A 13,562-nucleotide genomic window follows, 5' to 3' on the forward strand; every position below is an offset into this window, starting at 1 on the left:
GGCAACAAATCGGGCAAAGTTGTGCCATCCGGCTGAACGCCCCGAAACCGTCCGTTGTGGACGATCCGGTGGTCAGTACCTCGCGGTGTACAGGGCGTGGTGGGCCGCGTCGTCGAGCCCCTTGAGGTCGAGGATGTCGGCCCGCTTCACGGCCAGGTACAGCTCGCTGAGCGGCGATCCCAGGGCCGCCAGCAGGAACTCGTCCCGCGCCAGCGCGTCCACCGCCTCCTCGAGCGACCGCGGCGACCAGCGCACGCCCCGCTCGTCCAGTTCGGCCTCCGAGAGGTCGGCGAGGGCTCCGGCCACCGGTGGGCCGGGGTCGAGCTCCCGCACCACGCCGTCGAGCCCCGCGTGGATCACCGCCCCCAGTGCCAGGTAGGGGTTCGCGGTGCCGTCGCACGGTTTGACCTCGATGTTGGCCGAACCGCGCTCGTCGCCGCGCAACGGGGCCGGGACGCGCACGGCGGCCTCGCGGTTGTCCGGGCCGTAGCACCCGAACGCGCCGGACCACATCCCGCGCTGCAGCCGCCGGTAGCTGTTCAGGCTGGGGGCGAGCAACGCGGTCAGGCCCGGCAGGTGCTCCAGCACGCCCGCGATGAAGTGCCGGGCCGTCGGGGACAGCCCGAGCGCGCCGGCGGGATCGGCGAACGCGTTGCCGACGCCCTCCCGCCACAGCGAGAGGTGCAGGTGGTTGCCGTTGCCGCGCAGACCGGGCAGCGGGGCCGGCGCGAAGGTGGCGTGCCAGCCGTACGTCCTCGCGATGCCGCGGATCAGCACGCGCTGCCAGACGTGGTTGTCCGCCGCGCGCAGGGCCGGCGCGCTGCCGATGGTCATCTCGTGCTGGCCCGCCGCGAACTCCGGGTGGTACAGCTCGACCTCGATGCCGTGCGCCCGCAGCGCCCGGCACACCTCGACCACGAAGTCGTTGGTCAGGTCGAACGCGTCGTGCTCGAAGGTGACGCTGTCGTCGAGCGGCACCAACGCGCCCTCGTCGTCCCGGCGCAGCAGCGTGAACTCCGGCTCGAACGCCGCGACGACCTCGAAGCCGAGCCCGGCCGCCCGGTCGATCGCCCCGCGCAGGAAACCCCGCGGGCACCCCGGCCACGGCGTGCCGTCGGGCCGCACGAGGTCGGTGAGCACGGCCGCCGCGCCGGGTGCGTGCGGCAGCAGGCCGAACGTGCCGGGGTCGGCGGTCGCCCGCACCTCGCGCACGTCGTCGAGGCCGTCGACCGGTGGGGCCACGTCGAGCAGGTGGGCGGCGTACCGCGTGGCCGCGAGCCCGATTCCCGACCGCATCCGGGCAGGTAGGGCCGCGTGGGCCACCCCGGTGGCCCGCAGCACGCCGTTGAGGTCGGCCCACAGGAACCGCACCAGCTCGACGTCGTGCCGGTCGGCGCCCCTGCTCCTCACGGCTGCCCCCACGCTCGTCCGACACGGACACCACAGGTTGCCAGACGGGAAAACACTCTGGCAACCGTGGCAAACTTGACACTCCGGGAGGGTCTCGCGAGGATCTCGGCCTCGGTGTCGGGCCGGTCTTCCCGATCGACGTCGCGTGATCGGGACCGCTGGTCCTCGGCGAGCACGTCCGCCGTTCGGCTTTGGCAACAAACGTTCAACCGCGTCGTCGTCCGTCTCAGATGGAATGAACCGGCGGTCCGCTGGTCCGGCCCTGCACGTCGCGGGAGTTCGTGGCACAACCGTCACCGGCGACACGGGGGCTGAGCGTGGAAACCGGTCGCGCCCGTGGCATCATTACTGCCCCAAGAGTGTGACGCGCTAGGCAGATGTTTGCCAAGTGTGGGCAACCTGGGGAAAATGTACGCACAAGTGATCGTTCGACCCGTGGAGAGGGGGGACGAGTGCTGGAACAACCGGCTTTCGGGCTGAGGCTCCGAGCGTTGCGGCTCGAGCGTGGGCTGTCCCAGGTGGAGCTGGCCGAGGGAGGCCTGTCGACCGGGTATCTGTCGCGGTTGGAGTCAGGTGCCAGGCCGCCGACGGACCGGGTGGTGGAACACCTGATGAAGAAGCTCGGCGTCCCGGTGTCGGCCTTCGAGGCCGACGAGCAGACTCCGTCGCTCGCGCGGGTGCTGGCCATGGTGATGTCCGCGGAGAACGACAACGACCTTTCCGAACTGCTGGCCGACGCTCTGCGCACAGGTGACAAGCTGGATCCCGCGGAGCGGTGGCAGGCGCTGTGGTTGCTCTCGCGGTCCCGGGACGTGGCCGGGCGGCACGAGGAGGAGTACAAGCTGCTCGCCGAGCTCACGGTGCTCAGCGACGACCTGGACGTGCTCGAGCTGCGTGCTCGCGCGCGCACCAGGATGTCGCGCTGCGCCCGGTTGCTCGGTGACAGCACGATGGCCCGGCAGCACGCCGAGGAGGCCCGTGAGCTCATGGTCGGGCTCTCGGTGCCGGACCAGGCCGCCGTGCTGCACGCGCTGATCTCCGCCGAGGCGGAGTCGGGCAGGCTGCTCGACGCCAGGGCGCACGCGGACGAGCTGTGCGCGCTGACCGCCGACTGCACCGGCTCGCTGCTCGTCGAGGCGCTCTGGGCGGCCGCGACCGTGCGGATCAGGCAGAGCGACCACGCGGAGGCCAAGGCACTGCTGGAGCGCGCACTGTCGCAGTTGGACAGTCGCGAGGACCTGATGCTCTGGGTCCGCCTGCGGCTCGCGGCCGTGTCGCTCTACCTGCAGATCACGCCGGCGCTCATCGACAGCGCGCGGGCCCGGCTCGACGAGGTCGCGTCCGCCGTCGAACTGGTCGGCACCGACCTGTACAAGCAGCAACTCCTCGCGCTGAGCGCACATCTCGCGTTCGAGGAGAACCGGATCGACGACGCGCGCACACTCTGCGCACGACTCGGCGACCAGCAGCTGCTGCTGTCCTTCCGCGACCGGTTGAGGTTCGAGGCGCTGCGCGCGCAGCTGCGGATCATCGACGGCGACCGCGAGGAGGGATCCCGCGCCCTGCAGCAACTCGCGCAGCAGGCGCAGGACAGCCTGAACATCGAGCTGGCCGCGGACATCTGGCGCAGCCTCGCGAAGATGCTCTCGACCGCCTACAGCCGGGACCTGAGCGCCGCGGAGTGAGACCGCGGCCGCCGGCCTGACCGAGCCGGTGCCGGGGCACGGGGACGTCGTCCACCGTGTCCCGGCACCGGCTCGTCGCGTCTTAGCCTTCGCGCTCCCAGCACGCCCCGGTCTTTCGCGGTGACGTCCGGCGCGGCCTCCGGTCGCGGAGGGCGCGCACGCGCGACCGTTTCCTCTTCGCACGGCTCCCCCCAGAGCGTGGTGAATCTGTTTGGAACCACCCTGGTACATCGGCGCCGAGTTGGCAACTACTTGACATCGACCGTGGGAATCGTGGCAAACTTGCCACGCTGTTCCGGAGCCCCCGACCTTATGGCATGGTCGCCCGCAGTAGGGGGTGCGCGGTACGTCTGGGTGTTCGAGTTTCCGTGCCGCAGAAGGAACAGTAGCCGAGCGCGCCACTGCGCGCGGCGTAGGTCGCCTAACCAACTGGGGGTTAGCAAGATGCTGGGTGTCTCGATGGATTCGCTCCGGGTAGACCGCGGCGCCAGGTCCGGCGGAGGTTCGGACGTGGATTGGCCGCAGGGCTACGTGGTGCGGTTCTGAGAGTCTTGCGCAGGTCAGAGCACGTGTGACCTGGTGGGTTCGGCCGACGGGGGCTGAGGGAGCCCCGGTGGGCCGGTAATGGAGGAACGCGCTCGCGGGGCGGAGCCGACGACGTCTCGGTCCTGCGGTGCCCGACTTGACGACGAGGGGCGATTCTTTCCACGTGAAGTGGAAAGAATCGCCCCTCGTCGCTGTTCCGGTTGTTCTGCGCCCACGAGTTCCGGTACGCGCGATGTTGCCAGTTACCAGTTTGCGGTTCGTTCCGGACTCTTTCCTGTTCGCCAGGTGTTTGTGAATTCAAGTTCTTCCGGCGCGAGAGTGCTCCGACCCGGGAATTTGCCAAAAAGTCCGGTTTGTTTGCCACGATGTTGCGCGCTGTGGCAAGCTGGCCGCCGTGATCAGACTGGTGGGCGAGGTGCGGCGGCGCTCGGGTCGTTGGCTGCGAATGCTGGGTCTGCTGCGCCACGTGCCGCCGGGCACGCTGGCGGCGACCCTGGTGCTCAACGTGGTGCTGGGACTGCTCCCGCTGGGCTTCGTCGTGGCGATGAGCGTTCTCCTGCAAGGGGTTCCCGCCGCCGTCGGCGGCGACGCCACCGCGTGGACGGCCCTGCTCTCGATCCTGTTCGTGGCGGCGGCCGTCGTCGGCGGCCAGCAGCTGCTGGCGCCCTTCCAGGCCGCGGCCGGCGAACTGGTGATGAGGCACGTCGACGGGCGGTGCCGGGTCCTGCTGATGCGCGCGGCCCTGGTCGACACCCCGGCGATGGCGCTGGACGACGCGCGCCTGCTCGACGACGTGAACGCCGCACGGGAGGCCTTCGACCGCGCGTCCGCCTCACCGGGCGACGCGGCGGCCGGAGTGCTGGCCCTGGTGGCCCGCTACACGCAGCTCGTCGGCGCGGTCGTGCTGGTCGGCGTGACGCTGAGCCCGCCGGCCGCCGTGGTCATCGGGGTGACGGCACTGGTGATCCGGTTCGGCCAGCGCGGCTCCCTCGGCCGGTTCGGCGACTTCTGGGACGGGCTCGCGGGCGACCGCCGCAAGGTGACGTACCTGAAGTCCCTGGCGTCCGGTCCGCAGGCGGCCAAGGAGATCCGGCTGCTCGGCCTGGTCGGCTGGCTGCGCGACCGGCACCGCCGCGACGACCTCCACTACCTGACCACGATGTGGCGGGGCCGCCGGGCGCTGCTCGGCGCGCCGTTCCTGGTGCTGTCCGCGATCGGGCTCGTCGGTGCCGCGATCGTGTTCGTGCTGCTGGCCGGTCGCGGCGCGGACGGCGGGCTGAGCCTGCTGGAGCTCGGCATCGCGTTGCAGGCCGTGCTGATCCTCATGCGGTTCGGCGTCTACTTCCCGGAAGCCGACGTGCAGACCCAGTACGGCTCGCTCGCCTACGAGGCGCTGCTGGCGTTCCGCGACGGCGGACGCGCGCTGCGCCCGCTCGCGGCCGGGAAGTCGCTGTCCGCCCAGGACCTGCCGCGGCGGTCGATCCGGTTCGAGGACGTCGGCTTCCGGTACCGCCCCGACGGCCCGGACGTCCTGGAGGGACTCGACCTCGAGGTGCCCGCCGGGACCTCGCTCGCCGTCGTCGGCCTGAACGGCGCCGGCAAGACCACCCTGGTCAAGCTCCTGACCCGGCTCTACGACCCGACCGCCGGCCGGGTCAGCATCGACGGTCACGACCTGCGCGACGTCGACCCGCGCGAGTGGCACCGGCGGCTCGCGGTGATCTTCCAGGACTACGTCCGCTACGAGCTCCCGGTCGCCGACAACATCTCGCTGGGCGCGCCCGAGTTCGCGGCGGGCGAGGACGACCTGCTGGCGGTCGCACGGCGGTCCGGCGCCGCGGAGGTGATCGCGACGATGCCCGACGGCCTGCGCACGGTGCTGTCGAGCCAGTACGAGGGCGGTCGTGACCTCTCCGGCGGGCAGTGGCAAAGGGTCGCGCTGGCCCGCGCGCTGCACGCCGTGCACGCCGGGGCGTCGGTGATGATCCTCGACGAACCCACCGCGCAGCTCGACGTGCGCGCCGAGGTCGAGTTCTTCGACCGGTTCCTCGACATCACCCGCGGGCTGACCACGGTGATCATCTCGCACCGCTTCTCGACCGTCCGCCGCGCCGACCAGATCGTGGTGCTGGAGCACGGCAGGGTCGCCGAGCGCGGCACCCACGACGAACTGCTCGCCCAGGGCGGGCGCTACGCCACGTTGTTCCGGCTGCAGGCCGAGCGGTTCGCCGACGACACGGCGGCGCCGCTCCTCGACTCCGCGATGGACGAGGTCTCATGAAGAACCTGGCGCGCACCGCGCGGTGGCTGTTCACGCTCGCGTGGCAGGCCGACCGCGTCCGCCTGCTGAAGGCGATCGTGCTGCTGACCCTGGGCTACCTGGCCACCCCGGCCGTCGCGCTCGCGCTGGGCGCGTTCACCGACGACCTGCTCGCCGGTCAGGTCCGGAGCACCGTGGTCCTCGGGCTCTTCATCGCCGCGGTCCTCGTGGCGGAGCTGATGATGGGGCACTTCGCGCACCTCTACTACTACGAGGTCGGCGAGCTGGCCGAGTCGCGGATCAACTCCGAGCTGATCGGGTACGTCAACGGCACCCTGGGCGTCGAGCACCTCGACAGCTCGAAGTTCGCGGACACGGTCGTCCTGGTGCGCGAGGAGATCCAGAAGGCGCGCAGCTACATCGAGGCGCTGCTGCAGGTGGTGCTGCTCGGCGGTCAGCTCGTCATCAGCACCGCGATCCTCGCCTCGTTGCAGCCGTGGCTGCTGCTCCTGCCGCTGGGCGCGCTGCCGCCGGTGATCATGGGCAAGTACGCGCAGCGCCTGATCGACCGCTCGCGCGACTCCGCCGCCGAGCAGAACCGCCTCGCCCGCCACCTGCTGCACGTGGCGACGTCGTCGGCGTCCGCCAAGGAGGCGCGCATCCTCGGCGCGGAGGCGGCGTTGCGGCGCAGGCACGACGAGAGCTGGCGGCGGGCGACGACGCGTCTGTGGCACGGGCAGCTGGCGGGAGCGGCGTTGCGCGCGCTCGGCCAAGTGGCCTTCGCCCTCGCCGCGTGCGCCGCGATCTTCCTGGTGCTGCAGCAGGCCGTCCGCGGCCTGGTGACCGTCGGCGACGTGGTCCTCGTGATCACGCTGGCCGTGCAGATCAACGTCCAGGTCGCCGCCGCGCTGAGCGTGCTGTCGACGCTGCACGCCGCAGGCCACACGCTCGGACGGCTGGACACGTTGCGCAGCTGGCCATCCCGGGCCGCGCGCACCGAGGCCCCGACCGGGCACGTCCCGGCGGTGCTGCGCCACGGCATCCGGCTGGAGGCGGTGAGCTTCACCTACCCCGGCAGCGACCGGCCGGTGCTGCGCGAGGTCACCCTCGACCTGCCGGCGGGCCGCACGATCGCGCTGGTGGGCGAGAACGGCGCGGGCAAGAGCACGCTCGTCAAGCTGCTGTGCGGCCTGTACGAACCGACGTCCGGCCGGATCCTCGTCGACGGCGTGGACCTGCGCGACCTGCCGCAGGACGAGTGGCGGGCGGCCGTCTCCACGCTCTTCCAGGACTTCGCGCGGTTCGAGTTCACGTTGCGGGACAACGTGGGCGTCGGCGACCTCGCCCGCCTGGACGACGACGAGGCGCTGACCGGGGCGATCGCCAGGGCCGGTGCCGAACGGGTCGTGCGGCGGGTTCCCGGCGGTCTGGACGGGGCGCTGGGACACGGGTACACCGACGGCGCGGAGCTGTCCGGCGGGCAGTGGCAGACGCTCGGGCTCGCGCGGTCCGCGTTGCGCGACAAGGCTTTGGTGCTGGTGCTGGACGAACCCGCTGCGGCACTGGACGCGGCGGCCGAGCACGCGATCTTCGAGCGGTACGCCGGGTCGGCCGGGGACGTGGGCCGCCACGGCGGGCTCACGCTGTTCGTGTCGCACCGGTTCTCGACGGTCCGGATGGCCGACCGCATCGTGGTGCTGGAGGGCGGCACGGTCGCGGAGATCGGCGACCACTCGGAGCTGCTCGCGAGCAGGGGTCTCTACGCCGACCTGTTCGAGCTGCAGGCCCGCAGCTACAGCTGAGGCCCGGGCGGGGGATCACCCCGCCAAGGCCTCGGTGATCTGGTGGGTGGTCGCCCGCGCGACGCGGGGATTCGTTGCCGCGTAGTGGGAGTAGGCGTTCAGGCCGGTGCTCAGTGCGTAGCCGCGGCCCCGCGTCCAGGTGTCGTCGTCGACGTCCAGCACGGCGCGGAACACCTCGCGGGAGGGCGCCGGCAGCAGCGTCCAGGCGATCAGCAGGTCGCACGCCGGGTCACCGACGCCGAGGCCGCCGAAGTCCAGCACGGCGCTGAGCCGGCCGTCGACGGTGAGCAGGTTGCCGGGGTGCAGGTCGCCGTGGACCCAGACCGGCGGCCCGCTCCACTCCGGCGCCGCGACGGCCGCGTCCCAGACCGCGGTGAGCGCGCCGGTGTCGAAGACGCCGGCCACGGCTGCGATCGTCCGGCGCGTGCCGGGATCGCGGCGGGCGAGCGGGGCGCCGATGAAGTTGTTGTGCGGCCCGGGAACGAGCGACTCGTCCGCCGGCGCGCGGTGCAGCGCCTTGACGAACTCGGCCAGCTCGACCGCGGTATTGTCCGGGTCGGCGAGCCCGCCGATGGCCGGGGTCTCGCCGTCGAGCCAGCGCGACACGCACCAGTGCCACGGATATCCCTCCCCGGGCTCGCCGAGCGCAACCGTGGTGGGCACGGGCACCGGCAGCAGCGGCGCGAGCCGGGGCAGCCAGAGGAACTCCTTCCGCGGCTGCCCGGTCGCCCAGTCGCCGCGCGGCAGCCGCACCGACAGGTCGTCGCCGAGCCGGAAGATCACGTTGTCCGACCCGGCCGGGTCCAGCAGCGTCAGCGGCAGGGCCGAGAGCTCCGGCATCTGCGCGGCGAGCAGCCGCTGCACCAGTGCGGCGTCGATCACCGGGTTCTCGCTCGTCAACGACATCTCCTCGGTACCGCGGGGACAGCTGGACCGATCACACCACGGGTGCCGCGACCCGTCGACCCGGTTTCGGCACCCGCGGTGGGTCAGGCGGACGTGCGGGCGTTCTCCCGGGCCGCGCCCGCGCGCACGCCGTCGAGCACCAGGGGTTCGAGCACCGACCCCACGGTCGGCAGCCAGCGGGCGGGCACGACGCGGCGCACCGCGCCCGGTCCGAACGTCGCGAGCGCCGCCTTCGCCAGCGGGGCGGCGAAGTCGAGCGGCCGGCCGACCTCCCGCGCGTGCTCGGCGGCGATCACGCCGAGCAGGAACGCGACGATCCACACCTCGCCGAGCACGATCTCGCTCAGCCGGTCGACGAGGAACTCCCGCTGCGGGTGACGCGCGAGCGCCTCCTCCAGCAGGGCCATCATCTCCGGGTGGGTGACGCTGCGCTCGAGCAGCCAGGCGCGGGCGGACGAGCGCTCCCGGCCGTCCACACTGGACTCGTCCGGCACGCACGCGTCCGAGTACTGGCCCCAGAAGTCGTAGTACGGCACGGTGGCGGGCGCGGTCAGCAGCGAGTGCGGGCCGGCGGGCACGGTGCCGGCCGGCGGGAAGCAGGTGGCCGAGCGGTTGCCCATGACGTTGTTGCCGACGAGGCTGATGTCCTCGCGGTGGTCCACGAGCCCCGCCACCGGGATCACCGTCTCGACGCCCAGGTCGCTGAGGTAGTCGAGCAACGCGACGTCGTCGTGGTCGCGGCCGTCGAGCTTGGCCCGCGCGTACTCCTCGAAGCCGCGCGCGACCTCGGCCGGCAGCACCAGCCCGACGGCCGGGATGTAGTCGTCCACGACCGGCGCCATCGTGTAGCCGAGCAGCGCGGCGATCCGCACGACGTGCGAGGTGCGCGACCCCCACTCGGTGAACAGGCTCAGCGCGGCGTCCGGCCGTGCCGCGACCAGCGGTTCGAGCCTGCGCAGGAAGTCGGCGGCCGGCACCGCGTCGTCCTGCAGCACCAGGTGGTGCGTGGCGTCCGGGCCGACCGCGGCCCAGGCGAGGCGGGCGGTGCGCAAGGCGGCCGGGGGAGCCTCGGGCTGGGGGTCGACCACGACCTGGAGTCCGAGCTCTGGCAAACCGTCCGACAGGGCACGCGCCGCGGCGACCCGCTTCGGGTGCGTCATCACGGCGCCGGACAGCCGGATCGAGGGGGATGTCACGGGTTGCTCCCTGGAAGTCGTGGCGGCACATGGGGTGTCGGCTCCTGCCGGAGCGTGGTCCGAGCCTACCGCAGACTTGCCACGAGCTTGTCAATATCTTGCCAAGGCGTGGTCAGTCGTTCTACGCTCGCCCGGAGTCGAGTCGCCCGAGGAGTGATCGTGACCAAGCCCGTGCTCAGCATCGTGATCCCGTACAAGCAGCGGTTGCAGACCTTGAAGCCGGTGCTCGAGTCGCTCGCCGAGCAGACCCTGGACAAGGCGGAGTTCGAGGTGGTGCTGGGCGTGCTGGAGCACGACCCGGAGCTCTCCGCGCTGTGCCAGGAGTTCCACGGCAGGATCAAGCTCCTCTCCGTGCACGTGCAGGAGGACTGGAACACCAGCCGGGCCACCAACCTGGGGCTCCGCGCGACGTCCGGCGAGATCATCTGCCTGGTGGACGCGGACGTGCTGCTGGCGCCCACCGCCCTGCAGACGTTAGTGGAGCGGTACTTCCAGCACCGGTACAACATCTGCGCGATGGGCCAGGTCCTCGGCTACGAGGAGATCGTGCCGCTGGAGGTCGGCGACGTCGAGGTCCGGCCGTTCGAGCACTACCGCGAGTTGCTGGAGGGCCTCGCCCCCGCGGAGCGCGTGAAGCTCGACCCGCGCTTCTCCGAGGAGTTCAAGTCGGCCTACGCCCGCTACCCGTGGGCGTTCGCGCGCACCGGCCTCATGGCCCTCCCGGCGCAGGTCGTCCGCGACCACGAGCTGTGGCTGGACGAGGGGTTCGTCGCCTGGGGACCCGAGGACCAGGAGTGGGCCTACCGGATCTCCCGCAGCGGCACGCCGCTGATCCTCGCCGACGACGTGTTCGGCATCCACCTGCCGCACCGCCGCGACCAGGCGGCCCAGGACGTCTCCGCGTCCATCACCAACCGCTACTACCTCGCCAAGTGGCCGCGGCTCGACCTCGAGCTCGCGCTGACGTTCGGCGGCTGGCTCGAGGTGGACAAGATCTACCCGGAGGTCGAGCGGGAGCTCGAGGGCGTGGCGCCCGACGGGTCGCTCGGCCTGGTGCGCGGCAAGGTCGACGGCGTCACGACCCTGGTCGTCGGCGCGGTGCTGGACGAGCAGGCGCGGCCGGAGGAGGAGGTCCGCGAGCTGTTCGACAGCCGGTCCGACGTCGAGGTCATCCCGCTGGTCGGGTTCGCCATCCCGTTCGAGGACGGGTTCTTCGAGCAGTGCCGCGTGCTCGCGCCGATCGGGAAGCTGGGCGACAGGTACCGCGAGGCGGTGCTCCGCGAGGCAGGCCGTGTCTCGCGCAGGCTCGACACCGTCTAGTTCGGACGGTCACCGGCACGTCCGCAGCACACGTGGGGGAGTCGCATGCTGTATTCGGGAATCGCCTGGGGTGAAGCCGGTTTCGAGGTGCACGTCGTCGACGCGCGGGGCGAGACCGCCGTGCCGCCGGCGACGTTCGCCCAGGCGCGGACACCGGAACTGATCGAGCACCTGCGCGGGTTGCCGCAGACGCCGGTGGTGGTCGTCGAGAGCACCAACGGCGTTCTCGACGGCCGCCTGATGGCGGCGGGCATCGAGGTGCACCGGGCGGACCCCGCGGTCCTGCCCGCACGGCCGCGCTTCGGGTCCGTGCCGGCGCTCGACCTCGCGCGGACCGGTCTGGCGAACCTGGCGGCGCTCACGAGGCTGGAACGCGCGCGGGGCACCCAGACGGGCCTGGAGGACGTGCTCGCGGCGGGGTACGCGGCCAGCACCGAGGCGGTCAACCGGGTCACCGCGCAGGGCCGCTGGTTCGCGCACGGCGACCGCGACCGCCCCGAGGTCGCGCTGACGTTCGACGACGGGCCGCAGCCGCCCTACACCGACCAGGTGCTCGACGTGCTGGAGCGCTACGGGGTGCCGGCGACGTTCTTCTGCGTCGGCACCTACGCGAAGGCCTACCCCGAGACCCTGGCGCGGATGGTCGAGCAGGGCCACACCCTCGGCAACCACACGTGGTCGCACCCGTTCCTGCCGGAGCTGACGCGGTCGCAGCTCGCCGAGCAGGTCGAGCGCACCGGCGACGCGATCGCCGAGGCGACCGGCACGAAGACGACGTTGTTCCGCCCGCCGTACGGGTCGCGGTCGCCCGAGGTCGTCGGCTGGCTGGGCGAGATGGACCTGACGACCGTGCTGTGGGACGTCGCGCCGGACGACTGGCAGATGCCCGGCACGGACTTCATCTCCGGCACGGTCCTCGACGAGGCACGGGCCGGGTCGATCGTGCTGCTGCACGACTCCGGCGGCGACCGCTCGCAGACCGTGGCCTCGCTGTCGGACATGATCGAGGGCTTGCTGGCGCGCGACTTCCGCTTTGTGGTCGTGGACGACCTGTTGACGACGGACTGAGTCACTCTGGGGGCAAGATGGCAACGGCACACGCCTCGATCACGAACTGGGCCGGCAACATCACCTTCGCGCCGAGCCACCTGCACCGGCCGGAGTCGGTCGACGAGCTGCGGCGGATCGTCGCGCACAGCCCGAAGATCCGCGCGCTCGGCACCGGGCACTCGTTCAGCCGCGTGGCCGACACCGCGCACGACCTCGTGCAGCTGGACCGGTTGCCGCGGCGCGTGGTGATCGACCACGACGCGAGCACGGTCACGGTGACCGGCGGCATGCGGTACGCGGACCTGATCTACCTGCTGCACCAGGAGCGCCTCGCCCTGGCGAACCTGGCCTCGTTGCCGCACATCTCGATCGCCGGGGCGTGCTCGACCGGCACCCACGGCTCCGGCGACACCCAGCGGTGCCTGGCGGCGTCGGTGGCGGGGCTGGAGGTCGTGGGACCCGAGGGCGACCTGGTCGAGCTGAGCCGCGACGTCGACGGCGACGAGTTCGCCGGATCCGTGGTGGCGCTGGGGGCTCTGGGCATCATCAGCAAGGTGACGCTCGACGTCCAACCGGCTTACCCGATGGCGCAACGGGTGCACGCGCTCGTGCCGCTCGACGAGGTGGCGTCGTCGCTCGACGAGGTGTTCGGAGCGGCGTACAGCGTCAGCCTGTTCACCGACTGGCGCGCCACCGGGGACGTCTGGCTCAAGCGCCGTCTCGACCAACCGGAGACGGCGTGGGACGGCGGCCGGCGGGCCGGGGTGCCGATGCACCCCGTGCCCGGCATGCCGGTCGAGCTCAGCACCGACCAGCTGGACGTCGCCGGTCCGTGGCACGAGCGGCTGCCGCACTTCCGCCCCGAGCTGACCCCGGGAGCGGGGGAGGAGCTGCAGTCCGAGTTCTACCTGCCCCGCGCGGCGGCTCCGGCGGCGTTCGCGGCGATCCGCGAGATCGCGGACCTGGTGGCGCCGGTGATCCACATCGCGGAGGTGCGGACGGTGCGCGGGGACGACCTGTGGCTGAGCCCCGCCTACCACCGCGACACCGTGACGTTCCACTTCACGTGGGTCGACGACCTCGACGTGGTCGGGCCCGTGCTCGCGGAGGTGGAGAAGCGGTTGCGGCCGCTGGGCGCGCGGCCGCACTGGGGCAAGCTGACGGCGGCGGGGCCGGCGGAGATCGTCGCCGGGTACGAGCGGGCGGCGGACTTCGCGGAGCTGATGCGCAAGCGCGACCCCGAGGGCAAGTTCCGCAACGCCTTTGTGGACGGACTCTTCGGGTCTCTGTAAGCCTTGTGCCGGAAGGGGGGGGTTTGGCGGGGGGTAATCGGCCCGAGGGGGGGTTTAGGCGGTGTGGGGGTGGGGCCCGGGGGTGAAGTAAGAAA

At 71.9% G+C, this 13,562-nt stretch carries 9 protein-coding genes; 6 read left to right on the forward strand and 3 right to left on the reverse strand.

What is annotated here, in order from left to right; all coding sequences use genetic code 11:
• Nucleotides 1-72: 72 nt before the first annotated feature.
• A complete protein-coding gene (locus tag ABZX02_RS41575; protein ID WP_355307236.1) occupies nt 73-1,410 on the reverse strand; it encodes a glutamine synthetase family protein in 1,338 nt (445 codons plus the stop codon).
• Nucleotides 1,411-1,787: 377 nt separating this feature from the next.
• On the opposite strand from ABZX02_RS41575, the gene ABZX02_RS41580 reads away from it, so the two are divergent.
• The 3 genes from ABZX02_RS41580 (at nt 1,788) to ABZX02_RS41590 (ending at nt 7,703) form a co-directional block, all read left to right on the forward strand.
• The gene (locus ABZX02_RS41580) at nt 1,788-3,095 is read left to right on the forward strand and encodes a helix-turn-helix transcriptional regulator (protein ID WP_355307238.1); all 1,308 of its coding nucleotides are present in this window, start codon (nt 1,788-1,790) and stop codon (nt 3,093-3,095) included.
• Between the two features lie 940 nt (nt 3,096-4,035).
• The gene (locus ABZX02_RS41585) at nt 4,036-5,922 is read left to right on the forward strand and encodes an ATP-binding cassette domain-containing protein (RefSeq protein WP_355307240.1); all 1,887 of its coding nucleotides are present in this window, start codon (nt 4,036-4,038) and stop codon (nt 5,920-5,922) included.
• Nucleotides 5,919-7,703, forward strand: coding sequence for an ABC transporter ATP-binding protein (locus ABZX02_RS41590; protein WP_355307242.1), 1,785 nt, complete (start codon nt 5,919-5,921; stop codon nt 7,701-7,703). Before ABZX02_RS41585 ends, ABZX02_RS41590 begins: the two co-directional genes overlap by 4 nt.
• A 15-nt stretch (nt 7,704-7,718) precedes the next feature.
• On the opposite strand, the gene ABZX02_RS41595 is transcribed toward ABZX02_RS41590, so the two are convergent.
• A complete protein-coding gene (locus ABZX02_RS41595) occupies nt 7,719-8,609 on the reverse strand; it encodes an aminoglycoside phosphotransferase family protein (protein ID WP_355307244.1) in 891 nt (296 codons plus the stop codon).
• A gap of 83 nt (nt 8,610-8,692) precedes the next feature.
• A complete protein-coding gene (locus ABZX02_RS41600; RefSeq protein WP_355307246.1) occupies nt 8,693-9,805 on the reverse strand; it encodes a hypothetical protein in 1,113 nt (370 codons plus the stop codon).
• Nucleotides 9,806-9,964: 159 nt separating this feature from the next.
• Here ABZX02_RS41600 and ABZX02_RS41605 point away from each other — a divergent pair, with 159 nt between their 5' ends.
• Genes ABZX02_RS41605 through ABZX02_RS41615 form a run of 3 tightly spaced genes read left to right on the forward strand, consistent with a single transcriptional unit; the run spans nt 9,965 to nt 13,467 of the window.
• On the forward strand, nt 9,965-11,125 hold the full coding sequence (locus ABZX02_RS41605) for a glycosyltransferase (RefSeq protein ID WP_355307247.1): 1,161 nt from the start codon (nt 9,965-9,967) through the stop codon (nt 11,123-11,125).
• Between the two features lie 45 nt (nt 11,126-11,170).
• The gene (locus tag ABZX02_RS41610; RefSeq protein ID WP_355307249.1) at nt 11,171-12,193 is read left to right on the forward strand and encodes a polysaccharide deacetylase family protein; all 1,023 of its coding nucleotides are present in this window, start codon (nt 11,171-11,173) and stop codon (nt 12,191-12,193) included.
• 17 nt (nt 12,194-12,210) lie between these two features.
• Nucleotides 12,211-13,467, forward strand: coding sequence for an FAD-binding protein (locus tag ABZX02_RS41615; protein ID WP_355307251.1), 1,257 nt, complete (start codon nt 12,211-12,213; stop codon nt 13,465-13,467).
• The last annotated feature ends 95 nt before the right edge of the window (nt 13,468-13,562 follow it).

This window comes from Lentzea sp. NPDC003310, from assembly GCF_040610935.1.
Taxonomy (GTDB): domain Bacteria; phylum Actinomycetota; class Actinomycetes; order Mycobacteriales; family Pseudonocardiaceae; genus Lentzea.

Coding starts and splice junctions, on each gene's coding strand:
- ABZX02_RS41580 (WP_355307238.1), top strand. CDS start 1,788: ATGTTTGCCAAGTGTGGGCAACCTGGGGAAAATGTACGCACAAGTGAT.
- ABZX02_RS41590 (WP_355307242.1), top strand. CDS start 5,919: ATGAAGAACCTGGCGCGCACCGCGCGGTGGCTGTTCACGCTCGCGTGG.
- ABZX02_RS41595 (WP_355307244.1), bottom strand. CDS start 8,609: ATGTCGTTGACGAGCGAGAACCCGGTGATCGACGCCGCACTGGTGCAG.
- ABZX02_RS41610 (WP_355307249.1), top strand. CDS start 11,171: ATGCTGTATTCGGGAATCGCCTGGGGTGAAGCCGGTTTCGAGGTGCAC.
- ABZX02_RS41615 (WP_355307251.1), top strand. CDS start 12,211: ATGGCAACGGCACACGCCTCGATCACGAACTGGGCCGGCAACATCACC.